This window comes from [Mycobacterium] stephanolepidis, assembly GCF_002356335.1.
Lineage (GTDB): Bacteria > Actinomycetota > Actinomycetes > Mycobacteriales > Mycobacteriaceae > Mycobacterium > Mycobacterium stephanolepidis.
In genome coordinates this window covers 3,238,765-3,261,480 of the sequence record NZ_AP018165.1, presented here as the reverse complement: position 1 = coordinate 3,261,480, position 22,716 = coordinate 3,238,765, and the positions used below count along the sequence as shown (strand labels likewise).

22 protein-coding genes and 2 tRNA genes are annotated in these 22,716 nt (G+C 64.1%); 15 read left to right on the top strand and 9 right to left on the bottom strand.

The window, feature by feature from the left end:
• Positions 1-210 precede the first annotated feature (210 nt).
• From MSTE_RS16240 to MSTE_RS16225, 4 genes are all read left to right on the top strand, one after another.
• Positions 211-2,061, top strand: coding sequence for an acetolactate synthase large subunit (locus MSTE_RS16240; RefSeq protein WP_096502723.1), 1,851 nt, complete (start codon positions 211-213; stop codon positions 2,059-2,061).
• Positions 2,058-2,561 carry an acetolactate synthase small subunit gene (gene ilvN, locus MSTE_RS16235; RefSeq protein ID WP_096502721.1) on the top strand — a complete coding sequence of 168 codons (504 nt, stop codon included), beginning with the start codon at positions 2,058-2,060 and terminating at the stop codon, positions 2,559-2,561. Before MSTE_RS16240 ends, ilvN begins: the two co-directional genes overlap by 4 nt.
• A 60-nt stretch (positions 2,562-2,621) precedes the next feature.
• Positions 2,622-3,623: a ketol-acid reductoisomerase gene (ilvC, locus tag MSTE_RS16230; RefSeq protein ID WP_193442104.1), complete on the top strand. Its 1,002-nt coding sequence runs from the start codon at positions 2,622-2,624 to the stop codon at positions 3,621-3,623.
• Between the two features lie 143 nt (positions 3,624-3,766).
• Positions 3,767-4,198 carry a DUF2752 domain-containing protein gene (locus tag MSTE_RS16225; protein ID WP_096502717.1) on the top strand — a complete coding sequence of 144 codons (432 nt, stop codon included), beginning with the start codon at positions 3,767-3,769 and terminating at the stop codon, positions 4,196-4,198.
• 4 nt (positions 4,199-4,202) lie between these two features.
• Here the strand turns inward: MSTE_RS16225 and MSTE_RS16220 are convergent, their stop codons facing one another.
• Both MSTE_RS16220 and MSTE_RS16215 read right to left on the bottom strand, forming a co-directional pair.
• Positions 4,203-5,249: an oxygenase MpaB family protein gene (locus tag MSTE_RS16220; RefSeq protein ID WP_078322804.1), complete on the bottom strand. Its 1,047-nt coding sequence runs from the start codon at positions 5,247-5,249 to the stop codon at positions 4,203-4,205.
• A 129-nt stretch (positions 5,250-5,378) separates the two neighbouring features.
• Complete coding sequence (locus MSTE_RS16215) at positions 5,379-6,344, bottom strand: ArsR/SmtB family transcription factor (protein WP_096502715.1); 966 nt, start codon at positions 6,342-6,344, stop codon at positions 5,379-5,381.
• 194 nt (positions 6,345-6,538) lie between these two features.
• On the opposite strand from MSTE_RS16215, the gene MSTE_RS16210 reads away from it, so the two are divergent.
• Positions 6,539-7,891, top strand: a complete 1,353-nt coding sequence (locus MSTE_RS16210) for an MFS transporter (RefSeq protein WP_070917312.1) — start codon at positions 6,539-6,541, stop codon at positions 7,889-7,891.
• Between the two features lies 1 nt (position 7,892).
• Here the strand turns inward: MSTE_RS16210 and MSTE_RS16205 are convergent, their stop codons facing one another.
• Entirely contained in the window at positions 7,893-8,576 is a 684-nt protein-coding gene (locus MSTE_RS16205; RefSeq protein ID WP_231896904.1) for a LysM peptidoglycan-binding domain-containing protein, read from the bottom strand.
• A gap of 148 nt (positions 8,577-8,724) precedes the next feature.
• On the opposite strand from MSTE_RS16205, the gene serA reads away from it, so the two are divergent.
• Entirely contained in the window at positions 8,725-10,296 is a 1,572-nt protein-coding gene (gene serA, locus MSTE_RS16200) for a phosphoglycerate dehydrogenase (RefSeq protein WP_096502711.1), read from the top strand.
• Complete coding sequence (locus MSTE_RS16195) at positions 10,293-11,306, top strand: 3-isopropylmalate dehydrogenase (protein WP_096502709.1); 1,014 nt, start codon at positions 10,293-10,295, stop codon at positions 11,304-11,306. The genes serA and MSTE_RS16195 overlap by 4 nt, the downstream gene beginning before the upstream one ends.
• A gap of 66 nt (positions 11,307-11,372) precedes the next feature.
• On the opposite strand, the gene MSTE_RS16190 is transcribed toward MSTE_RS16195, so the two are convergent.
• Positions 11,373-12,575 (bottom strand): MFS transporter, encoded by a 1,203-nt coding sequence (locus MSTE_RS16190; RefSeq protein ID WP_096502707.1) that lies wholly within the window; start codon positions 12,573-12,575, stop codon positions 11,373-11,375.
• Positions 12,576-12,628: 53 nt separating this feature from the next.
• A complete protein-coding gene (locus MSTE_RS16185; RefSeq protein ID WP_096505998.1) occupies positions 12,629-13,846 on the bottom strand; it encodes an oxygenase MpaB family protein in 1,218 nt (405 codons plus the stop codon).
• 114 nt (positions 13,847-13,960) lie between these two features.
• Between MSTE_RS16185 and MSTE_RS16180 the strand changes: the two genes are divergently transcribed.
• From MSTE_RS16180 to MSTE_RS16160, 5 genes are all read left to right on the top strand, one after another.
• The gene (locus tag MSTE_RS16180; RefSeq protein ID WP_096502705.1) at positions 13,961-14,620 is read left to right on the top strand and encodes a TetR/AcrR family transcriptional regulator; all 660 of its coding nucleotides are present in this window, start codon (positions 13,961-13,963) and stop codon (positions 14,618-14,620) included.
• A gap of 10 nt (positions 14,621-14,630) precedes the next feature.
• Positions 14,631-15,407 (top strand): fumarylacetoacetate hydrolase family protein, encoded by a 777-nt coding sequence (locus MSTE_RS16175; RefSeq protein ID WP_096502703.1) that lies wholly within the window; start codon positions 14,631-14,633, stop codon positions 15,405-15,407.
• Positions 15,408-15,409: 2 nt separating this feature from the next.
• On the top strand, positions 15,410-16,912 hold the full coding sequence (gene gltX, locus MSTE_RS16170) for a glutamate--tRNA ligase (RefSeq protein ID WP_096502701.1): 1,503 nt from the start codon (positions 15,410-15,412) through the stop codon (positions 16,910-16,912).
• A 78-nt stretch (positions 16,913-16,990) separates the two neighbouring features.
• Positions 16,991-17,062 (top strand) — tRNA-Gln (locus MSTE_RS16165).
• A gap of 97 nt (positions 17,063-17,159) precedes the next feature.
• Positions 17,160-17,235, top strand: a tRNA-Glu gene (locus MSTE_RS16160).
• A 14-nt stretch (positions 17,236-17,249) separates the two neighbouring features.
• Here the strand turns inward: MSTE_RS16160 and MSTE_RS16155 are convergent.
• Genes MSTE_RS16155 through MSTE_RS16145 form a run of 3 tightly spaced genes read right to left on the bottom strand, consistent with a single transcriptional unit; the run spans position 17,250 to position 18,769 of the window.
• On the bottom strand, positions 17,250-17,552 hold the full coding sequence (locus MSTE_RS16155) for a hypothetical protein (protein WP_096502699.1): 303 nt from the start codon (positions 17,550-17,552) through the stop codon (positions 17,250-17,252).
• Positions 17,553-17,560: 8 nt separating this feature from the next.
• Positions 17,561-18,058, bottom strand: a complete 498-nt coding sequence (locus MSTE_RS16150) for a pyridoxamine 5'-phosphate oxidase family protein (protein WP_096502697.1) — start codon at positions 18,056-18,058, stop codon at positions 17,561-17,563.
• Positions 18,059-18,067: 9 nt separating this feature from the next.
• Positions 18,068-18,769 carry an IclR family transcriptional regulator gene (locus tag MSTE_RS16145; RefSeq protein ID WP_096502695.1) on the bottom strand — a complete coding sequence of 234 codons (702 nt, stop codon included), beginning with the start codon at positions 18,767-18,769 and terminating at the stop codon, positions 18,068-18,070.
• Between the two features lie 49 nt (positions 18,770-18,818).
• Between MSTE_RS16145 and leuC the strand changes: the two genes are divergently transcribed.
• From leuC to MSTE_RS16130, 3 genes are all read left to right on the top strand, one after another.
• Positions 18,819-20,264 (top strand): 3-isopropylmalate dehydratase large subunit, encoded by a 1,446-nt coding sequence (leuC, locus tag MSTE_RS16140; protein ID WP_193442103.1) that lies wholly within the window; start codon positions 18,819-18,821, stop codon positions 20,262-20,264.
• A 20-nt stretch (positions 20,265-20,284) separates the two neighbouring features.
• Positions 20,285-20,884, top strand: coding sequence for a 3-isopropylmalate dehydratase small subunit (leuD, locus tag MSTE_RS16135; RefSeq protein ID WP_096502693.1), 600 nt, complete (start codon positions 20,285-20,287; stop codon positions 20,882-20,884).
• A 161-nt stretch (positions 20,885-21,045) separates the two neighbouring features.
• The gene (locus MSTE_RS16130) at positions 21,046-21,681 is read left to right on the top strand and encodes an HU family DNA-binding protein (RefSeq protein WP_057967672.1); all 636 of its coding nucleotides are present in this window, start codon (positions 21,046-21,048) and stop codon (positions 21,679-21,681) included.
• A 68-nt stretch (positions 21,682-21,749) separates the two neighbouring features.
• On the opposite strand, the gene mutT1 is transcribed toward MSTE_RS16130, so the two are convergent.
• Complete coding sequence (gene mutT1, locus MSTE_RS16125; protein ID WP_096502691.1) at positions 21,750-22,670, bottom strand: 8-oxo-(d)GTP phosphatase MutT1; 921 nt, start codon at positions 22,668-22,670, stop codon at positions 21,750-21,752.
• Positions 22,671-22,716: the final 46 nt, after the last annotated feature.

Genomic DNA, 22,716 nt, shown 5'->3' with positions numbered 1-22,716 from the left:
CAGGGATTTGACTCGGACCTCCAGAAACGACTACCGTACGCGGTGTGAACAACCCCGCCTTGCTCGTAGTAATCGGTATGCGCGTCGACGCGTAGCCCGAGTCCAAGGCAACTCGCGCACACTCGACGCGCAACCCTCGTACAGCAGACCGCTGGCGGGGGTTTTTTGTTGCCATAGGTTTTCAGTACGGACATAACAAGAGGACAGACCATGAGTGCACCTGCAAAGCCCAAGCCGGCTTCTGCTTCTGGGCCGGCCCCAGCAGCAGCTCCGGAAGCGAACACCGTCGCACCCCAGCGTGTCACCGGCGCGCAGTCGGTAGTGCGGTCGCTTGAGGAGCTCGGTGTCGAGGTCATCTTCGGTATTCCCGGCGGTGCGGTGCTGCCCGTGTACGACCCGCTGTACGACTCGGTGAAGGTCCGGCATGTCCTGGTGCGGCACGAGCAGGGTGGTGGGCATGCCGCCAGTGGATACGCCCACGCCAGCGGCAAGGTCGGCGTCATGATGGCCACCTCCGGCCCGGGTGCCACCAACCTGGTCACCCCGTTGGCCGACGCGCAGATGGACTCCATCCCGGTGGTCGCGATCACCGGGCAGGTGGGGCGGGGCCTCATCGGCACCGACGCCTTCCAGGAAGCCGACATCTCCGGCATCACCATGCCGATCACCAAGCACAACTTCCTGGTGAACAACGCCGAGGACATCCCACGGGTCATCGCCGAGGCTTTCTACATCGCCCAGAGTGGTCGTCCCGGTGCGGTGCTCGTCGATATCCCCAAGGACGTGCTGCAGGCGCAGACCACGTTCAGCTGGCCGCCGCAGATCTATCTGCCCGGCTACAAGCCCGTCACCAAGCCGCATGGCAAGCAGGTCCGTGAGGCGGTTCGGCTCATCGCCGCCGCCAAGCGTCCGGTGCTGTACGTCGGTGGCGGTGTCATACGCGCGGACGCATCCCCGGAACTCAAGGAATTGGCCGAACTGACCGGCATCCCCGTCGTCACCACCCTTATGGCGCGCGGTGCATTCCCCGACAGCCACGAGCTGCACATGGGTATGCCCGGGATGCACGGCACCGTCGGCGCGGTGGCAGCCCTGCAGCGCAGCGATCTGCTGATCACCCTGGGCGCGCGTTTTGACGACCGCGTCACCGGGCAGCTGGACTCGTTCGCGCCGGACGCCAAGGTGATTCACGCCGATATCGACCCCGCCGAGATCGGTAAGAACCGCCACGCGGATGTGCCGATCGTCGGGGACGTGAAGAACGTCATCTCCGAGCTGACCGAAGCCATCCGGAATGACCGCGCGACCGGCGCGACCACCGACCTGTCCGAGTGGTGGGAGTACCTCTCGGGTATCCGTGCGACCTACCCGCTGGGATATGACGCACAGCACGACGGCAGCCTGGGCCCGGAGTTCGTCATCGAAACGTTGGGCAAGATCGCCGGACCCGACGCTGTCTATGTGGCGGGCGTTGGGCAGCACCAGATGTGGGCCGCGCAGTTCGTGAAGTACGAGAACCCGCGTACCTGGCTCAACTCCGGTGGCCTGGGCACGATGGGCTTCGCGGTGCCCGCTGCCATGGGTGCCAAGATGGCGCGGCCCGAGGCCGAGGTGTGGGCCATCGACGGCGACGGCTGCTTCCAGATGACCAACCAGGAGTTGGCCACCTGCGCCATCGAGGGCGTGCCCATCAAGGTGGCGCTCATCAACAACGGCAACCTGGGCATGGTTCGGCAGTGGCAGACGCTGTTCTACGACCAGCGCTACTCGCAGACCGACCTGGCGACGCACTCGCGTCGCATCCCCGATTTCGTGAAGCTGGCCGAGGCGCTCGGCTGCGTCGGATTGCGTTGCGAGCGTGAAGAGGATGTGGCCAAGGTGATCGAAGAGGCGCGGGCCATCAACGATCGCCCAGTGGTCATCGACTTCATCGTCGGTGCCGACGCCCAGGTGTGGCCGATGGTCGCGGCGGGCACCAGCAATGACGAGATCCAGGCGGCCCGGGGCATCCGGCCGCTGTTCGACGATGATGACACTGCGGAGCAGGAAGGGTCACGATGACCAGCACCCACACCCTGAGCGTTCTGGTCGAGGACCGTCCCGGTGTGCTCGCCCGCGTCGCTGCACTGTTTTCCCGTCGTGGCTTCAACATCGCGTCATTGGCGGTGGGCCAGACGGAGCTCAAGGGTATTTCGCGCATGACAATCGTCGTCACCGTCGACGATTTTCCGCTCGAACAGGTCACCAAGCAGCTCAACAAGCTCATCAACGTGATCAAGATCGTCGAACAGGACGAGGAGAATTCGGTGGCCCGCGAGCTCATGCTCGTCAAGGTGCGCGCCGATGCGACGGTGCGGGCGCAGGTCATCGAGGTGGTGAACCTGTTCCGCGCCAAGGTCGTGGATGTATCGCCGGAGTCGGTGACCATCGAGGCGACGGGCACCCAGTCCAAGCTGGATGCACTGCTGCGGATGCTCGACCCGTACGGTATTCGGGAGATCGTGCAGTCCGGCGTGGTCGCGTTGTCGCGCGGCCCGCGGTCCATCGCCGCCGCCAAGTAATACGTAAAAGAGAAGTACAGAAGAGAAAAGCCGAAGGGAATTAAGCAAGTGGCAGTTGAGATGTTCTACGACGATGACGCGGACCTGACCCTGATTCAGGGCCGCAAAGTTGGCGTCATCGGGTACGGCAGCCAGGGACACGCGCACTCGCTGAGCCTGCGCGACTCCGGCGTTCAGGTGAAGGTCGGTCTGCGCGAGGACTCCAAGTCCCGCGAGAAGGTCACCGAACAGGGCCTCGAGGTTGACACCCCAGAAGCGGTCGCCAAGTGGGCCGACGTCATCATGATCCTGGCGCCCGACACCGCGCAGGCCCAGATCTTCACGAACGAGATCGAGCCGCACCTCAAGGACGGCGACGCGCTGTTCTTCGGTCACGGCCTGAACATCCACTTCGGTCTGATCAAGCCCCCGGCCAACGTCACCGTTGCCATGGTCGCCCCCAAGGGCCCCGGCCACCTGGTGCGTCGTCAGTTCGTCGATGGCAAGGGTGTGCCCGCGCTCATCGCCGTGCACCAGGACCCCAACGGTGAGGGCCAGGCCCTCGCGCTGTCCTACGCCAAGGGCATTGGTGGCACCCGCGCCGGCGTCATCAAGACCGACTTCAAGGAAGAGACCGAGACCGACCTGTTCGGTGAGCAGGCCGTGCTCTGCGGTGGCACCGAAGAACTGGTCAAGACCGGATTCGACGTCATGGTCGAGGCCGGATACGCCCCCGAGATGGCGTACTTCGAGGTGCTGCACGAGCTCAAGCTGATCGTCGACCTGATGTACGAGGGCGGCATCGCCCGCATGAACTACTCGGTGTCCGACACCGCGGAGTTCGGTGGGTACCTGTCGGGTCCGCGCGTCATCGACGCCGGCACCAAGCAGCGGATGAAGGACATCCTCACGGACATCCAGGACGGCACCTTCGTCAAGCGCCTCGTCGCCAACGTCGAGGGCGGCAACAAGGAGCTTGAGGGTCTGCGCAAGGAGAACGCCGAGCACCCGATCGAGGTCACCGGCAAGAAGCTGCGCGACCTGATGAGCTGGGTGGATCGGCCCATCACCGAGACCGCTTAGTCCCTGTTCATCTGAACGCAAGGCCCCCGCGCTCTACGGAGTGTCGGGGGCTTTTGCGTTTTCCGCACTTGGCGTTCAATGGGAATGGTGTCCATCGAATACCCGACCGTGGCCATACCCGGAACGGTGGATACTGGAACGCGATGACCACCTCCCGTCCGACCACCGTCGCTTCCCGACTGATCGCCCCTGCCACTGTGGCGGGCGTGACGGCGGCGGGCTGTGCGGCGATCTGGCTCGGTGACCCGACAACGCCTGGGGGAGTGCTTCCGGTGTGTCCGTTCAAGGCCCTCACCGGCCTTGACTGTCCCGCGTGCGGTGGTCTGCGGATGGTCTACTCATTGATGCACGGCGACGTGCTGGCGGCGCTGCGCTACAACGCGGTTGCCTTGGTGGCCTTGGGATTCCTCGCAGTCTGTTTCGTCGCGTGGACGCGCAGCCGCTTGCGGGGAGCCACTGATTGGAATCCGCCATGGCTGCGCGGATGGGTGGCGTCCATCATCCTGGTCGTGTTCGCGGCCTGGTTTGTCATCAGGCTGATTCCGATCGCGCCGTTCACCGCGCTACGGGTGTGAGGGCCTAGGCGGACTGCTCCATAAGCTCGCGGGCATTCTCTCCCAACGTAATGCCGTCATCACCGATGAACAACCTGGAGATCTCGCGCGCCAGCGGCTCGAGTGTGAACGGCACAAAGGCAGGCTGCGCCACCCGTAGCAGCATCGCCAGCACCGGGTCGGCGATGCGGGGAATCCCCAAATGGCGCCGCACCTTTGGCGGCACCACGGCAACGGAAGGCACAGCGGTGACGAGAGTGATCGCGGCTACCGCCGCCGCCGTCAGTCCACCGAAGCCCCGTGCGTTTCTGATCACCGACAGAGCGAATCGCATGCCGCCCGGCACAAAACCCTTCACCATCCGGTATTCGGATTCGATCGAGTCGTAATAAGCCTCCACCTCCTCGGAGGTCACCGGCACCGTGTCCGGGTCGGCTCCCATGAGTTCGGCGAATGTCTTGACTTCCAAGAAGAATTGGTCGCGTTCGGCTTTGGGAAGACGCCGGGGGATAAGACGCCCCGGCGCGGGGGTGTTCTCGTAGATCCGTAGCGCCGCATGCATGATCGTTACGTGCGCGAAGAGCACCAGCGCCGGGCCTTGCGCGTCGTAGGGCCTGTCGGTGCCGGGAATGACACCCTTCATGTTGCGGTGATAGTGACGCAGGTGCGCGGCGAGCGCATCGGCACTTGCGGTGTCGCCGAAGATGATCGGTATCGGGACGCCGGCGGTGCGCTGAATGCGCTTGACGGTGTCGTCGAAGTCGACCTGATTGCGCTTGCTCTTGGTGAACACCGGATCGTGGTTGATCTCGACGGCCTGCAGTCCCTCATGGCTGCCCTCCAGAAGGGCGGTCACCAGCACGATCATCGGTGCCACCGAGGGATGCAGAAACACCTTCCAGGTCACCGAGCCGGGGCCGAAGTAGCCATAATCGGGGTGTCCGTCCGGGCCGGTGCGTTGACCGGCGGGAGTGGCACCGTCTCCGCGGCGCCAGATTCGGGCTTTGGCATCACCGCGTGGCGGCATGCCCGCCGAGCGTGATGTTGCGGCGTGTGCAGCTGTGCTTGGCATCGTTGCCTCCCAGGGAGCGGTTCGCTTCCTCTTCATTGGAGATGTTAACAACGCCAGTTGTCAACAGTGGCGCGCTCATCTGTTATCTGAGTGGCTCTCGTGTTGTGATCGCCGCCGATGAAGCGCCAGCTACAGGCGGTTTGCATCGATCAGGTCAAGGCCCAGGGCGGTGGCGTCGTGGATGACGGCCTTACCGTCACGGCGGCTGCGCACCAACCGTGCTTGCCTCAGCGCCGAGGTGTGTTCGGACGCCGATGCGGGGCTGATACCGAGGTTGCGGGCGATATCGCTGGTGGTGTGCTCCGCGGTCAGCACGCGCAGTACCGCAGCTCGGGTCGATCCAAGTACTGCCGCGAGCGGATCGGATTCAGCGCCGACACTGAGGGTCAAATCGATGGGGGCGGGGTACGCCAGGACGACCGGCTGCTCGCCGAGCTCACCGACTAGGGGTGGTCCCGCCCAGAAAACGCTGGGCGTCAACACGATGCCACGGCCACGCAGCGCGATGGTGCTGCGTTGTGGACTATCGATCTCAAGGCAGTCGCCATTCCATCGAGCGCCGGGGAAAATCATGCCGAGGGCGGCCCCCACACCGTGGCGCGCCATCACGCGTCCCTGCCGCACGAGTTCAATCTGATGGTTCGCCTGGATATCGGGCCAGTATGGCTCCAGCACCGCTCGGTATGCGCCTTTCGTCATGCGCCCCAATGCGACAGTGGCCTCGCGATCACCGGCGATGGCGTGCCGGAGATATGGTGGCGCCCCGGCACCTTCGGTGGGGCCGCGCCCGAAGACGGCCAACTCTGCCAGCGCCTGCTGCCGATTCAGCTTTTCGATGGACCGCATACCCTCGTCGAAGCTGTCGCCCAGCACGGTGGGCGACAGTGACCATGAAAAGTGGCTGACCACCGCCCGTCCCGGTGTCGCCGCGATGGGAAATGCTGCCAATGCTCGACAACGCCATCGCTCGCCCCATGGTGTGCGAATACCCTGCCGCAGTGCTCGTGTCGCGAATTTCATCTCCAACAAGGGCGCAGGCATAGGCAGGAACCTCGTCAAAGCAAGGTCATTCGCCGTGAAGATGAGTCGCAACACGCTGGCCTACAACCCGCAGCGGACCGCTTTGACGAGCATTTCCACACAATATGCCCATACCTGCCCGTGCACCTGTGAAATGTCGCGCTGCGTGGAACCTTCGCGAACTCGACTACGTGTGAAACCGCATCGCGGAATGGACGGCTGTACTGGCTACCAGGATCGAATCGCTGCGCTAGTCTCCGCCGGTGGCCATGACACCGGAGACCGTGCCCGTCGAATCTGCGGTCCCGCGCAGCCGGATCGTCGTCGCCTCCATGGTGGGTACAAGTATCGAGTTCTTCGACTTCTACATCTACGCCACCGCGGCGGTGCTGGTGTTCCCAACGCTGTTCTTTCCCAAGGGAGATGACACCGCCGCGCTGCTGTCGTCGTTCGCGACGTTCGGGTTGGCTTTCGTCGCCCGCCCCGTCGGCTCCATGGTGTTCGGGCACTTCGGCGATCGGATCGGCCGTAAGGCCACCCTCGTCGGATCGCTGATGACCATGGGGGTGGCGACCTTCGCGATCGGACTGCTGCCCACCTTCGACGCCGTCGGCTACTGGGCGCCCGCGCTGCTTTCACTGTTGCGCTTTTGTCAGGGTCTGGGATTGGGCGGGGAGTGGTCGGGTGCCGCGCTGCTGGCGACCGAAACCGCCGAGGAGGGGAAGCGGGGCTGGGCGGCGATGTGGCCACAGCTGGGCGCCCCGATCGGATTCTTCTTCGCCAACGGCACCTTCCTGCTGCTGATGCTCGTCATGGGCTTCGATGCCAAGACGGCCGCGGCCAACCATGCGTTCTTGTCCTGGGGTTGGCGAGTCCCGTTTTTGGCCAGCGCGGTCATTGTGGTTGTCGGCCTTTATGTCCGGCTCAAACTCACCGAGACGCCCGTCTTCACCCAGGCAGTCGCCGAGGGCAAAAAGGTACGCGCGCCGCTGGCCGAGGTGGCTAAGACTTCCTGGCGCCAGCTGGTGATCGGAACGTTCGTCATGCTGGCCACGTACACGATCTTTTACGTCGTCACGACCTGGGCGGCGTCGTATGGAACGGGAAAGGTGGTCGACAAGTCCGGGGTAAAACTCGCGATCAGTTACGTCGATTTCCTACAGATGCAGCTGATTTCGGTGCTGTTCCTGGCGGCGTGCGTGCCGATATCCGGTCGGCTGGCGGACAGATATGGACGCAGGCCGGTGCTGCTGACGTTCACTGCCGGGATCATCGTGTTCGGGCTGTCATTCGGCTGGTTCCTCGACCCCTCGACGGTGAACAAGCCGATGATGTTGGTGTTCTTGAGTGTTGGAATGGCATTGATGGGCCTGTCCTTTGGGCCGATGAGTGCCCTGCTGCCCGAGCTGTTCCCCACGAATGTGCGCTACACCGGGTCGGGGATCGCGTACAACTTCGCCTCCATCATCGGAGCCGCCGTCGCGCCGTTCATCGCCACCTGGCTGGTGCACGACTTCGGCGTCGCATGGGTAGGGGTCTACCTGTCGATCGCCGGTGTGTTGACATTCGTCGCATTGCTCGCCGCGCGCGAGACCCGTGGAGTGGATCTCGCCGAGGTCTGATTCAGGCGCCCACGTCGATCGAGGGGAAATAGATGACCTGCCCCACGGAGAGGTGATCGGGGTTTTCGATCAGGTTGGCCGCCGCCAACATCTGGACCGCGATCTGCGTCAGTGCGGTGTTGTAGTCGCCGTAGTTCTGCTCTGCCAGCTTCCAGAGCGTGTCGCCGTAGACAACGGTATGGCGCCGGTTGAGCCGAGGCTGGATCAGCACGGAGCCGGGCTCCGGGTCATCACCGCTGAGCTGATTCGCGATGGCAATCACGATCCAGAGCGTCCAATCGCCGTACCAGCGGTCCGCGAGCACCTGCAGCGTCTCGCCCGGCATCACGGTGTGATGTCCCACGTTGGCGAGGTCCGGCATCAGCAGCCATTCGCCGACAATCAGGTCGCGCTGCGATACACCGCTGGGGCTTTCGAACACCCCACTCATCGAGAAGCTGCCGTAGAAATGTTCGGCGATTGTGCCCTTGGTGTCGCCCGCTTTGACCTGGTACCGATAGGTGACGTACGGAATCTCGAGTTCCTGCCCCACCTCGATGAGATCAGGATCGGACAGATCGTTCACTACCGCGATCACCCGGTAGCGGCGTCCGTCGCCGTAGAACATCTCGGACAGTTTCCACAGGGTGTCACCACTGCGGACCGTGTATGGGCCGCTGACAGGTAGTACATGTGTTTCGGTCATGCGCATAGCGTCATCCGGGCGAGCGTCCTAGGTCGCGAGTAGTGCGCTACTCGATATGACGGGCCCACGACCGCGGTTGTCGGCGACTGTGATGTCCGCCGCTTAGGGCGGCACACTAGGCTATGGCGACGTGAGCGAACGTCCAGTCGTGCTGATTGCCGACAAACTTGCCCAGTCGACCGTCGAAGCACTTGGTGATGGTGTGGAGGTGCGCTGGGTCGACGGCCCGGACCGTCCCGCACTGCTGGCCGCGGTACCCGATGCTGACGCGCTGTTGGTGCGTTCGGCGACCACCGTGGACGCCGAGGTATTGGCAGCCGGCACCAAGCTCAAAATCGTCGCGCGCGCCGGCGTCGGACTCGACAACGTCGACGTCAAGGCCGCAACCGCCCGCGGAGTCCTGGTGGTCAACGCACCCACCTCGAACATCCACAGCGCTGCCGAGCATGCCGTCACCCTGCTGCTGTCCACCGCGCGGCAGATCCCGGCCGCCGACGCCTCGCTCAAGGCCCACACCTGGAAGCGCTCGTCGTTCAACGGCACAGAGATCTTCGGCAAGACCGTCGGCGTGGTGGGCCTGGGGCGCATCGGCCAGCTGTTCGCGCAGCGCCTTGCCGCGTTCGGGACGCACATCGTCGCCTACGACCCCTACGTCTCGGCCGCTCGCGCCGCCCAGCTCGGCATCGAGCTGCTGACCCTCGACGAACTTTTGGGTCGGGCAGATTTCATCTCGGTGCACCTGCCCAAGACCCCGGAGACCGCGGGTCTCATCGGCAAGGAGGCGCTGGCCAAGACCAAGCCGGGCGTCATCATCGTGAATGCCGCGCGCGGTGGGCTTATCGACGAGGCCGCCCTGGCTGACGCGATCCGCAGCGGTCACGTCCGCGGTGCCGGGCTTGACGTGTTCTCCACCGAGCCGTGCACCGATAGCCCGCTTTTCGAGCTCGACCAGGTTGTGGTGACCCCGCACCTGGGCGCCTCGACCAGCGAGGCCCAGGACCGCGCCGGCACCGATGTGGCGGCAAGCGTGAAGTTGGCCCTGGCAGGTGAATTCGTGCCCGACGCCGTCAACGTCGGCGGGGGAGTCGTCAGCGAAGAGGTCGCGCCGTGGCTTGAGGTTGTCCGCAAGCTCGGTGTGCTCATCGGGGCCGTCTCCGAACAGCTGCCCACCTCGCTGTCGGTCGACGTCCGTGGCGAACTTGCCTCCGAAGACGTTGCGGTGCTGAAGCTTTCCGCACTGCGCGGACTCTTCTCCTCGGTGATCGAGGATCAGGTGACCTTCGTGAACGCTCCGTCGATCGCCGAGGAGCGCGGGGTGAGTGCGGAGATCAGCACGGCCACCGAGAGCCCCAACCACCGCAGCGTTGTCGACGTGCGCGCCGTGTACGCCGATGGTTCGGTGATCAATGTGGCGGGCACCCTGTCCGGCCCGCAGCAGGTGCAGAAGATCGTCCAGATCAACGGGCGCAACTTCGACCTGCGTGCCGAGGGCGAAAACCTGGTCATCAACTACGCCGACGTGCCCGGTGCCCTCGGCAAGATCGGCACCGTGCTCGGTTCTGCCGACGTCAACATCCAGGCCGCGCAGCTGAGCCAGGACGCTTCGGGTGGGGCGGCCACCATCATCCTGCGTATCGACCGTAGCGCCCCGGATGCCGTACTCGACGAAATCCGCGCTGCCGTCGGTGCGACAACCCTTGAGCTGGTGGATCTTTCATGACAAAGCTCGCGATCATCGCCGGTGATGGCATTGGCCCCGAGGTCATCGGGGAGGCCGTGAAGGTGCTCGACGCGGTACTGCCCGGTGTCGAGAAGACCGAATACGACCTGGGTGCCCGCAGGTACCTGGCGACCGGTGAGCTCATGCCCGATTCGGTGCTCGACGAGCTCCGCGGGCACGACGCCATTCTGCTCGGCGCCATCGGTGATCCCGCGGTACAGAGCGGAGTGCTGGAGCGCGGTCTGCTGCTGCACACCCGATTCGCACTCGATCACCACATCAACCTGCGCCCCGCCAAGCTGTATCCAGGAGTGACGGGTCCACTGGCGGGTAACCCGGCCATCGACCTGGTCGTGGTGCGCGAGGGCACCGAGGGGCCGTACACCGGGAACGGCGGCGCCATCCGCGTGGAAACCCCGCACGAGGTGGCCACCGAGGTCAGTCTCAACACCCGCTTCGGAGTCGAGCGTGTGGTGCGCAACGCGTTCCAGCGTGCCGAGGCCCGCAGCAAGAACCTGACGCTGGTGCACAAGAACAACGTGCTCAAGTACGCCGGTTCACTGTGGACGCGGACCGTCGACGAAGTCGCCGCCGAGCACCCGGACGTTCAGGTGTCCTACCAGCACATCGATGCCGCCACCATCCACATGGTGACCGACCCGGGTCGGTTCGACGTCATCGTCACCGACAACCTGTTCGGCGACATCATCACCGACCTGACGGCCGCCGTCACCGGTGGAATCGGTTTGGCTGCAAGCGGAAACATCGACGGTTCGGGTAAGAACCCCTCGATGTTCGAGCCGGTGCACGGCAGCGCGCCCGATATCGCGGGGCAGGGGATCGCCGATCCCACCGCCGCTGTGGTGTCGGTGGCCCTGCTGCTGGATCACCTTGGCGAGAAGGAAGCCTCGGCGCGTGTGGAGAAGGCTGTCGAACAGCACCTGGCCACCCGCGGCGCGGAGAAGCTGTCCACCTCGGCCACCGGCGATCGGATCGCCAGCTTCCTGTAGTCCTGATCGAGTGCGAGCCTCACGCGGAAATCCAGCCGGAAATTCACGTCAGGCTCGCATTCGGCGTTATTGGGCGGGTTTCTCCAGCTTCACCGGCACCAAACCGACAGCGGCCAAGGGGAACAGGGCACATACGGCGAAGGCTGCGGAGAATCCCACCGCCGTGGCGATCGCCCCGAAAACCGGTGGCGCCACCGCGGCGGCCAGCAGCTGACCGGTGTTCTGCGCGCCCAGGGCGCGGCCGCTCCAGAACGGTCCCGCGATTTCCGCGATCGACGTGTAGGCCAGACCGTTGTCGGACACCGTGATCACCGACGCCACCAGCATGACGACAACGCTGATGGACCAGTCCAGTTGATTGGTGAGGGCCAATAGCGCCATGGCGGCTGATGCGGCCACCGCGATGGCCCGGATCGGACGCATACGTGAACCCCAACGGTCAGACCACATTCCGGCGGCGACCCGGCCGAGCGCGCCGGTCAGCTGCGCCACCGTCACCATGATGCTGGCCGCGCCGATGCTCCACCCTCTGTCGGTCACCAGCCACACCAGGGTGAATGTCCAGACGACAACCTGAGGAACCACCAGTAGCACCGACACCGCGTGGATCAGCCACAGCACCCGCGATCCGCGGTAGGGGTTGGACAGGTGTTCCTCGGGTGCTTCCGAGCGCGGTGGTCGCGGCGGGTCGATGATGCCCACCAGGCAGATCACCGAGGAGATCGCGCATACAGCCGCCGGGAAGATCAATGCCGTTGCCACACTGTGACTTTCGGCGATACGGGGGATCACCAGGGCGCCCAGGGCAACTCCGAGTGGCTGCGCCATCTGGCGGATGCCCATCACCGTGCCCCGCTGGTTCGGCGGGAACCATCCCACCACCACGCGCCCACTGGCCGAGTTGCATGCGGCCGCCGACGCGCCGCCCAATAGCAGGAAGACGCCCGTGAGCACCAATGACGGTGCCTCGGCCGCGGCGAACGCGGCCAGGGCGGTCAGCGCCAGACCGCTCACCAAAGCGATCCGCTCACCGAACCTGTCGATGAGCGCGCCCCATGCGATGAGCGTCAGCACCATCCCGAAGCTGGGCATCGCCGACAGCAGCCCCGCGTTGGCGAGATCCAGGCCGCGCTCGGTGTGCAATGCGGGGATGAGGAATGCCACACCGTTGATGAAGACATTGGCGGCGGCGGTGGACCCCAGGGAGATGGCCAGCATCGCCCAACGGCGTGCTGTACCAACCTCATCAACGCGAACCATGAGTGCCATGGTTCCACACCTATCTCAAATTGTTGAACTAGCGTCTCATTATATGGGATATGCTAGCTGGCCGTTGCGAGCTTGTCGTGCTGTCGGTAGGTGCGATCACCACCGGTTTGTGCCATGCCACGCGAGACGATCTGACGCCGCGCAAAGTGACCGAATTCCTCGCTGATGCGGGTCATGCCGGGCAGCACATTGCGGCGCTCGAAGAACCAGTTCACCACCGAGGTCCCGAGGACCGCGGCCTGCATCGACTTGCTGTCGATCAGCCCCAGGTGATCGGCATGTGTCTTGCCCAGGATGAGGCGGCTGTAAGACGAAAGGTATGCGCGGGAAAGCCGCATGAATGCCGGCTCGTCGTGTGCGGACCCGTGTAGCGCCTGTGTCAGCGAGTACGAGTCCTCGTCGGGCAGGAACTCGGTGTCGGCCTCCAGCCAGAACAACCGCCAGGTGTCCTCCTCGCTGGTGGGTACGAGTTCGGGGTGAATTCCCATGAGCTGCCCGACATATCGCCAGAAATGGAAGACTGCCTCGCGCTCGGTGTCCGAGAAACTCATACCCATGGCCTGGCATCCCGCCAGGTTGGCCAGCGAGAAGAGCATCAGCGTCCCCGCCATCTGGATCTGGTTGATCGGGGTGTCCCAGTTCTCGTAGTCCCAGTCATCGCGCCGGTTCATGGCACCGCGAACCAACGCATGCATGAGACGGACTCGAGATACTCCCTTGAAACCGGTGGCGAATCGCTCGAGTCCACCGGGAGAGGTGACGTCGATGAGCCATTGCGCGGTCTCGTGCAGTCGACGCGGAGCCGCGGCCTGCAGATTCAGGTTGCCGGTACCGACCAGGGGTTTGTCGGCGCGAGACGAGAGGTAGCCCCCGGTGAGGGCGAGGCCGGGCAGTGCCAGGCCCAGGCCCACGACTCCGGTGCGCATGCTGACCCGTGCGGCCAGCTCAAGCTTCGCGTCGTCGAGCCAATACGGCCGGGCATCGACCTGTGCGAAGAACGCGACGAGTTCTTCGGGTGGATTGTCGACCGATTCGATGCCGGACTCCAGTGCCGTCTCGAACATCCGTCGCCCCTGGCCCGCCGGGAAACGCGCGAACATCGCGACCACTGCGTCGGCGAGCGGGTCGCCGATGTGCGCGTACTGGCGGAAAGACTCCCGCTGCTCGACGGTGGCGCGGATATCGCGCCCGGGGAGGAAACGGGCGAACACATTGAACGGGAACTCGCGAAGCTGCGGGGGGTTGGGGAGCTTCTGCCAGCTCGAAGCCATGAATGAGGTCCTTTCCTCGTTGAACGGGCCATCTGGTGACATGTCTCACCATCTGGTGAGAATCATCACCAGAAAATGCCGTGAGGTCAAGAGTCAAGGTGCGACAATCGGCAGATGCCATCCCGGACCTATGGGGGCGCCACCTCCGGTGAACGACGCGCACGACGACGCGCGGCGCTCCTGGACGCCGCGCTGGACCTGGTCGCCGGTGGCGGCGTGAAGGGGCTGACGGTGCGCGGCGTATGTGCTGAGGCCCGGCTCAACGATCGGTACTTCTATGAGAGCTTCCGCAGCACCGACGAGTTGGTGCTCGCGATGCTCGATGAACAGATGCTCGCGGGATCGGCGGCCATCATCGAGGCCATCGCAAAGAGTTCGACGTCTATCGATCCGGTGGTACGCACCCGTGCGGCCATCGGTAGCGGCCTGCGATTTCTCACCGCCGACCCACGTCGAGGCAGGCTGCTGGTCGAATCCCAGGCCACCGAGGGGTTGGCGGCCCGCCGCCGCGATCTGGTCAAGACGCTGGCACAGGTGATGGCCGATCAGGGCCGCGTGCTGCTACCCGCCGACGATGCGCTGGACCCCGATCTGGACCTGGCCACGTTCACGTTGGTTTCCGGTGGACTGGACTTGGTCACCACCTGGTTTCGTGGGGAACTCGATATCACCCATGGCCGGTTGGAGGACTTTCTGGTGGCGTTGGTCACTCGCGCCAACATTCGGGAGGACCAACGTGAGGACGCCGAGGAAGGCGCAAAGCCCGGCAACTAGGCTCATGTAAATGCGCCTAGGACGTATTGCCAGCCCAGATGGTGTCGCCTTCGTCAGTATCGAGGGAGATGACGGCACCGAGACTGCCCGGGAGATCGCCGAGCATCCCTTCGGGACGCCCACTTTCACCGGGCGCCAATGGCCCCTCGCCGACGTCAGGCTGCTGGCGCCGATTCTGGCCAGCAAGGTGGTGGCCATGGGTAAGAACTACGCCGCCCATGCCGCCGAGATGGGTGGTGCCCCACCGGAGTCGCCGGTGATCTTCATCAAGCCCAACACGTCGATCATCGGTCCGGGTCTGCCGATTCAGCTGCCGCCCAGCGCATCCGAGGTCCACCACGAGGGTGAGCTGGCGATTGTGATCGGACGGCCGTGTAAGGACGTCCCCGCCTCCCGGGCGGCCGAGGTCATTCTGGGGTACGCGATCGGCAACGACGTCTCCGCGCGAGATCACCAGCGTGCCGACGGCCAGTGGACACGAGCCAAGGGGCACGACACGTTCTGCCCGCTGGGGCCGTGGATTGTCACGGACCTTGACCCCTCGGATCTGGCCATCCGTACCGAGGTCAATGGCGAAGTCCGGCAGAGCAGCCGAACCTCGTTGCTGTTACACGATGTCGGCACGATCGTGGAGTGGGTGTCGGCAGTGATGACCCTGCTGCCCGGCGACGTGATCCTTACCGGAACACCCGAGGGCGTCGGCCCCATCGTCGACGGCGATACCGTGAGCGTCACCATTGAAGGTATCGGTACGTTGTCCAATCCTGTTGTGCGGAAGGCGAAGTAACAATGAGTGACACCGCTGGATCTGGCAAGGTCCGGGTACGTTTCTGCCCATCGCCGACCGGTACCCCGCATGTCGGATTGATACGGACCGCGCTGTTCAACTGGGCCTACGCGCGACACTGCGGAGGCGACTTCGTATTCCGTATCGAGGACACCGATGCGGGCCGCGACAGCGAGGAGAGCTATCTGGCGATCCTGGACGCTCTGCGGTGGCTGGGCCTGGACTGGGACGAGGGCCCCGAGGTTGGTGGGCCGTACGCGCCGTACCGGCAGTCGCAGCGCAAGGAGTTGCACCTCGAAGTGGTACGCAAACTGCTCGCAGCGGGGGAGGCCTATGAGTCGTTCTCCACGCCGGAGGAGGTGGAGGCGCGCCATCTGGCCGCGGGACGCAATCCAAAGCTCGGGTACGACAATTACGACCGCGACCTCACCGATGAGCAGCGTGCGGCGTTCCAGGTGGAAGGGCGCAACCCTGTTGTCCGACTGCGTATGCCCGATCACGACATCACCTGGAACGACCTGGTGCGTGGGGAGACCACTTTCGCCGCGGGTGTGGTGCCCGATTTCGCGCTGACCCGCGGTAACGGAGATCCGTTGTACACGTTGGTGAACCCGGTCGACGACGCGTTGATGAAGATCACCCACGTGCTGCGGGGTGAGGATCTGCTGCCCTCGACGCCGCGCCAGATCGCCTTGTACGAGGCCATGATCCGGGTCGGAGTCGCCGACTCGATACCGGTGTTCGCGCACCTGCCGTCGGTGCTGGGCGAGGGCACCAAGAAGCTGTCCAAGCGCGATCCGCAGTCCAACCTGTTCCTGCATCGCGATCGCGGTTTCATCCCCGAGGGGCTGCTGAATTACCTTGCTCTGCTGGGATGGTCGATAGCCGACGATCACGACATCTTCAGCTTGTCGGAGATGGTGGCCGCCTTCGACGTCGCCAACGTCAACTCGAATCCGGCGCGGTTCGATCAGAAGAAGGCCGACGCCATCAACGCCGAGCACATCCGGCTGTTGGCCCCGGAGGAGTTCGTGGCGCGGCTGCAGACCTTCTTCACCGCCCACGGGTATGAGCTCGGACTCGAGGACAGCGCCTTCGCGGTGGCTGCAGATCTGGTGCAGACGCGAGTTGTGGTGCTGGGCGACGCCTGGGGGCTGCTGAAGTTCCTCAACGACGATGTCTACGCCATCGATCCGGGATCGGCCCGCAAGGAACTGGGGGAGGCCTCGTTGCCGGTGCTGGATGCGGCGATCGGTGCGCTGGAGTCCGTCGAGGCCTGGACCACGCCTGCGATCGAGGAGGCGCTCAAGGGCGCCCTCATCGAGGGGCTCGAACTCAAACCTCGGAAGGCGTTCGGGCCCCTGCGTGTCGCCGTCACCGGTGCGACGGTGAGCCCGCCGCTGTTCGAATCTATGGAACTGCTGGGTTCCGAACGCACCCTGCAGCGGCTGCGAAACGCCCGGACCTGGGAAAATGAGGTGGAGGGTCAAACCGATTCGGGTTAATCGCCCTTGGTTTGGTAGTCTGCTCGTCGGCTCCAAAGTCCGCTGTCAGCGCGCTGACCTGCGGTTCTGCGAGGCCAATGGGGTATGGTGTAATTGGCAACACAGCGGTTTCTGGTACCGCCATTCTAGGTTCGAGTCCTGGTACCCCAGCGCAAATCATTTGCACGACAAGTGATTTGGTGTGATGCACGCCGGTGAGCTAGACTGTCAAGTCTGCGCGCCACGCGCGTTGCACGGAAATGTTCTAGCCCCCGTCGTCTAGCGGCCTAGGACGCCGCCCTCTCACGGCGGTAGCGTGGGTTCGAATCCCATCGGGGGTACCAGCTCTTCTCTGAAGCTAGCGCCGGCTCTCGGCGTGGTAATCACCTAACATCCGCAATGCTTCCTCGGTCAGCTCGGGATGGCGGTTACGCAGGGTCCAGATCACAAATTTGCGTGCTTGATGCGCGCCGGCCTTTGCGACGTCCACCTCGATGTCGCGCGTTTCGGCGCACAGTTCACGTATCCGGTCGCCCTGCTCTTCGGCCACCTCGCCAGAACTGAGGTGGTGGACCAGCGCATCGCTCAATGGCCGCTTGATCTTCTTATGACGCAGACCCTCACGGAAGGAGTCGAACGCATCGCGCGCGAGCCGGCCCACCGCCGTGCCTACTGCTGCGGAGCCGTCGACCCACCCACGGGCATCGCGGGCATGCCGAGCTTGCGGTGATCCCAGGACCGAATGCGGGTAGGGCGCACCCGGACCGCGATGCGCTTGTTGAGCATCGTCTCTACAAATGGCTTCATTTCTTCGGTGTACGGGGCGGTGTATCGCTCGAAAACGCTGATGCCCACCTGGAAGAGCTTGTCCGGGTCCTCGACGATCTCGGCCTGACCCTCGATCGCCACGCCGCGCAGGGTGTCGTAGGTGAGTCCGTCCTCGATGAGACATGTGATGGTGGGGTTGCGCTTGAGGTTGACCACCTTCTGCGACTTGGCCTTGGTCTCGAACCACAGCTCGCCATCGATCACCGCGTACCACATGGCCACCAGGTGCGGCTGCCCATCGGCGCCGATGGTGGCCATGGTGGTGTTGCGTGAGTTGTTGATGAACGCGGTGATCTCTTCGTCAGACATGACGATCTGCGAGCGCTGATTGGTTCCCATCTTCGGAGCTTAAAGCCGGGCTGTTATCGCCTCTGATGCGGCCACGAGATCGGCGGCCCAGCGGGCCCCCGGCCGCCGCCCCATCCGATCGATGGGGCCGGAAACCGATATCGCTGCAACGACATTGCCGTGCCGGTCACGAACCGGGGCTGACACACTGGCGACTCCCGCCTCCCGTTCGGCGGCGCTCTGCGCCCAACCTCGCTTGCGCACATCGGCCAGGGCGCGCTCGGTGAACGTCGCCTCGGGAAGCACCGCCGCCTGGGTGGCGGTATCGCTGTGGGCAAGCAGAACTTTGGCACCTGATCCGGCGGACATGGGCAGACGTGATCCGACCGGCACGGTATCGCGAAGTCCCGCTGGTGGTTCGAGTGCCGCCACGCAGATGCGGACCGTGCCTTCGCGGCGGTAAAGCTGCACACTCTCGCCGGTGATCTCACGTAGTTTCGGTAGCACCTGGGTGCTGGCGCTCAGGAGCGGATCGTTCACATGTGCGGCGAGCTCGGTCAGCCCGGCGCCGAGCTGCCATTGCCCATCACCGTCACGGGACAGGAGTCGGTGGACTTCCAGCCCCGCTGCCAGCCGGTGAGCGGTGGCCCGGGGGAGCCCGGTGCGATCGCACAATTCCGCGAGCCCGCAGGGGGAGTTGCCTATGGCGGTCAGGACCTGCACCGCTTTGTCGAGGACGCCGATACCGCTATGCTTTCTCACGGAACGATACTATCGTTCCAAATAATGAGACGCAATGAGCACGGAGCCAATGATGACTAGTGTCCAACAGCCCCGGACCCTGGCAGAGAAGGTCTGGGACTCCCACGTAGTGGTACGCGGAACCGGTGAGGGTGAGGCTCGAGAGCCAGACCTCATCTATATCGATCTCCATTTGGTCCACGAGGTGACCAGTCCACAGGCCTTCGACGGCCTGCGGCTCGCCGGGCGCCAGGTGCGCCGACCGGATCTGACGATCGCGACCGAAGACCACAATGTGCCGACGATTGATATCGACAAGCCGATCGCCGATCCGGTGTCGCGCACTCAGGTGGAAACGCTGCGACGCAACTGCGAAGAATTCGGCATCCGCCTGCACCCGATGGGCGACGTCGAACAGGGCATCGTGCACGTGGTCGGTCCCCAGCTGGGTTTGACCCAACCGGGCACCACGGTCGTGTGCGGTGACAGCCATACCTCTACACATGGGGCATTTGGCGCACTGGCCATGGGCATCGGGACCTCCGAGGTCGAGCACGTGATGGCCACGCAGACCTTGCCACTGAGGCCCTTTCGGACCATGGCCATCAACATCGACGGCCCCCTGCCGACGGGCGTCACCAGCAAGGACGTCATTTTGGCGGTGATCGCCAAGATTGGCACCGGCGGCGGCCAGGGCTATGTCCTGGAGTACCGCGGGCAGGCCGTCGAGGAGATGTCGATGGAGGCCCGAATGACTATGTGCAATATGTCCATTGAGGCGGGTGCGCGGGCGGGGATGGTCGCCCCCGACGAGACGACATATGCGTACCTGAAGGGTCGTCAGCACGCGCCCGAGGGGGAGCTGTGGGATGCCGCTGTGGCCGAATGGGACTCGCTGCGCACCGACGACGGCGCTCAGTTCGACGCCGAAGTGCACATCGATGCCAGTACTTTGACGCCCTTTGTCACCTGGGGCACCAATCCGGGACAGGGAGTTCCCCTGGGTGCGGCCGTGCCTGATCCGGAGCTGATGGCTGATGAGGAGGAGCGGCTGGCGGCCGAGAAGGCGCTGACCTATATGGATCTCACACCGGGCACCCCGATGCGTGAGATCCCGGTGGACACAGTGTTCGTGGGGTCCTGCACCAATGGGCGGATCGAGGATCTGCGAGCTGTGGCCGACGTACTGCGGGACCAGAAGGTGGCCGCGGGGGTCACCATGCTCATCGTCCCCGGCTCGATGCGGGTGCGTGCGCAGGCCGAATCCGAGGGGCTGGGCGAGATTTTCACCGCCGCGGGCGCTCAATGGCGGCAGGCGGGATGTTCCATGTGTCTGGGGATGAATCCCGACCAGCTGTCTCCCGGGCAGCGGTGTGCGTCGACCTCGAACCGGAACTTCGAGGGGCGCCAGGGCAAGGGCGGCCGTACTCACTTGGTGTCACCGGCCGTCGCCGCGGCCACGGCGGTGCGGGGAAAGCTCTCATCGCCAGCTGATTTGGCAAAATCCGCGCTCTAGACCAGCAGGGAGAGGAAATAGTGGAGGCATTCGACACTCACACCGGAATTGGTGTGCCGCTGCGTCGTTCCAACGTCGATACCGATCAGATCATCCCGGCGGTGTACCTCAAGCGTGTCACCCGAACGGGTTTCGAGGACGGTCTCTTCGCCGGATGGCGTGCTGATCCCTCGTTCATTCTCAATCAGGAGCCGTTCGACCGAGGCAGCGTGCTTGTCGCCGGGCCCGATTTCGGCACCGGATCGTCCCGCGAGCACGCCGTGTGGGCCTTGATGGACTACGGATTTCGAGTAGTACTGTCGTCCCGTTTCGGAGACATCTTCCGGGGCAACGCCGGTAAGGCCGGTCTGGTCGCCGGACTGGTGGATCAGTCCAACATCGAGCTGCTGTGGAAACTGATCGAGCAGAATCCCGGTTTGGAACTCACTGTGAATCTTGACGATCGGACAGTGACCGCCGGAACGGCGGTGGTGCCGTTTGAGATTGACGACTACACCAGGTGGCGGCTGCTCGAAGGATTGGACGATATAGGCTTTACGCTGCGGAAAGTCGACGAAATCGAAGCTTTCGAGGCCTCCAGGCCGCAGTTCAAACCCCGTACTTTGGAGCCCTCCGAGTAGCTGATTGGGCGCCCTTGGGGGCCAAGGGCATTCCTTTTGGGTCGGCAAATGGCTTAGAGAATTTTGCCGAAATTACGCGTGGCACTTGGAAATCAGGTGCAGTTGGGTTTACCGTGTTCGAAGTCGGTTCAAAGTGGACCACTGGCTTCGGAGGGTTTTACATGAACAAAGCAGAGCTCATCGACGTTCTGACACAGAAATTGGGCTCGGATCGTCGGCAAGCCACCGCCGCGGTGGAGCACGTCGTCGACACCATCGTTCGCACCGTGCATAAGGGTGAGAGCGTGACCATCACCGGTTTTGGCGTTTTCGAGCAGCGTCGCCGCGCCGCACGTGTCGCCCGCAACCCGCGTACCGGTGAGACCGTCAAGGTGAAGCCGACGTCGGTTCCGACGTTCCGTCCCGGTGCACAGTTCAAGGCGGTTGTCTCTGGCTCGCAGAAGCTTCCGGCCGACGGTCCCGCTGTGAAGCGTGGTTCCACCGCCGCCCCGGCGAAGCGTGCCGCCGCCAAGAAGGCCGCCCCGGCCAAGAAGGCTCCCGCCAAGAAGGCCGCTCCGGTCAAGAAGGCAGTCGCCGTCAAGAAGGCTGCTCCCGCCAAGAAGGCGCCCGTGAAGAAGGCAGTGGTCAAGAAGGCTGCTCCCGCCAAGAAGGCGCCCGTGAAGAAGGCAGTCGCCGTCAAGAAGGCTGCTCCCGTCAAGAAGGCCGTGACCAAGGCTCCCGCCAAGAAGGCCGCGACCAAGGCTCCCGCCAAGAAGGCTCCGGCCAAGAAGGCTCCGGCCAAGAAGGGCCGCAAGTAGTTTCAAGACAACATCGGGTCCCACCTCAGGGTGGGGCCCGATGTTGCTTTTGAGGGCAGTGTTGGCGGCTAGCTGCCGGCGGGCAGCGGGCTGTCCAGATGGTCTGCGGCCAGCAGTTTCTGGCCGTGCATCGACAGCACCCACATGCTGCCCTTGCGGTTACGTGACTTATCGGGGCGGACACCGTCGCGATCTGCCCACCATTGGATGAGGTCTGGGATGACCCGTCCTTGAGTGCATACCACCCTGATACCGTCCGATCCGGCGATTTCGAGAATTCTGCGATGCGCACGCTTTCGGTCAGCCCAGTAGGCCTCTTCACTGAGTGCGGGCTCGCTATAGATCACCGTGTTCAGTTCTTCGGCAAGCGGTTCGACGGTCTGCCGGCAGCGCAATCGATCGGCAGCGTGAATGGCGCTGGCGCCGAATACGAGTAATTGGCTGGTAAGCGCTTCGGCCTGGGCGCGGCCTTTCTTGTCCAACGGACGCAGCGTGTCATCGCCGGAATAGCGTTCCTTTCGTCCCGCTTTTCCGTGGCGCACAATGATCAATGTCCGCGTGTCAATTTCGTGCTTTGCGAGATTTCGCAGCACTTTCCGATCAACTGCGTAGCTGACCGTTTTGATCGCCCGCGCCACCGGCAGCCACTGAATCTCATCGACTTCATTGTTGGCCTCAAACTTGCCGTCCAAAGCTTGTGCCGCCCAGTATCTGACGCGTTTGGTTCCCTGGGCCACCGGGTAACTCACCGATGGCAACCGTCTGCCGAGCCGGGCGGTGAATCCGGTCTCCTCGGCGATCTCGCGGACGGCCGCGATGGCCGCCGTCTCACCGGGGTCGAGCTTGCCCTTCGGTAATGACCAATCGTCGTACCGTGGCCGGTGCACCAACGCCACTTCGATGGCTCCGGCAGTGCCTTCCTTGTACCGCCAGAGCGCGGCTCCGGCGGCAAGGACCGCTGCACCGGTCCGCGTAGTCGGATCGGGCACGAAAGCTCCTTCGGGGGAGAGTTGTTCAGCCGGAAGAACCTGGGCT

What these genes read in the sequence shown, in the direction of transcription:
- MSTE_RS16185 (WP_096505998.1), bottom strand. Translation starts at nt 13,846, where the DNA reads ATGGCTTCGAGCTGGCAGAAGCTCCCCAACCCCCCGCAGCTTCGCGAG.
- MSTE_RS16220 (WP_078322804.1), bottom strand. Translation starts at nt 5,249, where the DNA reads ATGCCAAGCACAGCTGCACACGCCGCAACATCACGCTCGGCGGGCATG.
- ilvC (WP_193442104.1), top strand. Translation starts at nt 2,622, where the DNA reads ATGTTCTACGACGATGACGCGGACCTGACCCTGATTCAGGGCCGCAAA.
- MSTE_RS16240 (WP_096502723.1), top strand. Translation starts at nt 211, where the DNA reads ATGAGTGCACCTGCAAAGCCCAAGCCGGCTTCTGCTTCTGGGCCGGCC.
- MSTE_RS16225 (WP_096502717.1), top strand. Translation starts at nt 3,767, where the DNA reads ATGACCACCTCCCGTCCGACCACCGTCGCTTCCCGACTGATCGCCCCT.
- gltX (WP_096502701.1), top strand. Translation starts at nt 15,410, where the DNA reads ATGAGTGACACCGCTGGATCTGGCAAGGTCCGGGTACGTTTCTGCCCA.
- MSTE_RS16190 (WP_096502707.1), bottom strand. Translation starts at nt 12,575, where the DNA reads ATGGCACTCATGGTTCGCGTTGATGAGGTTGGTACAGCACGCCGTTGG.
- MSTE_RS16210 (WP_070917312.1), top strand. Translation starts at nt 6,539, where the DNA reads ATGACACCGGAGACCGTGCCCGTCGAATCTGCGGTCCCGCGCAGCCGG.
- MSTE_RS16175 (WP_096502703.1), top strand. Translation starts at nt 14,631, where the DNA reads ATGCGCCTAGGACGTATTGCCAGCCCAGATGGTGTCGCCTTCGTCAGT.
- ilvN (WP_096502721.1), top strand. Translation starts at nt 2,058, where the DNA reads ATGACCAGCACCCACACCCTGAGCGTTCTGGTCGAGGACCGTCCCGGT.
- MSTE_RS16180 (WP_096502705.1), top strand. Translation starts at nt 13,961, where the DNA reads ATGCCATCCCGGACCTATGGGGGCGCCACCTCCGGTGAACGACGCGCA.
- MSTE_RS16150 (WP_096502697.1), bottom strand. Translation starts at nt 18,058, where the DNA reads ATGGGAACCAATCAGCGCTCGCAGATCGTCATGTCTGACGAAGAGATC.
- MSTE_RS16195 (WP_096502709.1), top strand. Translation starts at nt 10,293, where the DNA reads ATGACAAAGCTCGCGATCATCGCCGGTGATGGCATTGGCCCCGAGGTC.
- MSTE_RS16205 (WP_231896904.1), bottom strand. Translation starts at nt 8,576, where the DNA reads ATGACCGAAACACATGTACTACCTGTCAGCGGCCCATACACGGTCCGC.
- MSTE_RS16130 (WP_057967672.1), top strand. Translation starts at nt 21,046, where the DNA reads ATGAACAAAGCAGAGCTCATCGACGTTCTGACACAGAAATTGGGCTCG.
- leuC (WP_193442103.1), top strand. Translation starts at nt 18,819, where the DNA reads ATGATGACTAGTGTCCAACAGCCCCGGACCCTGGCAGAGAAGGTCTGG.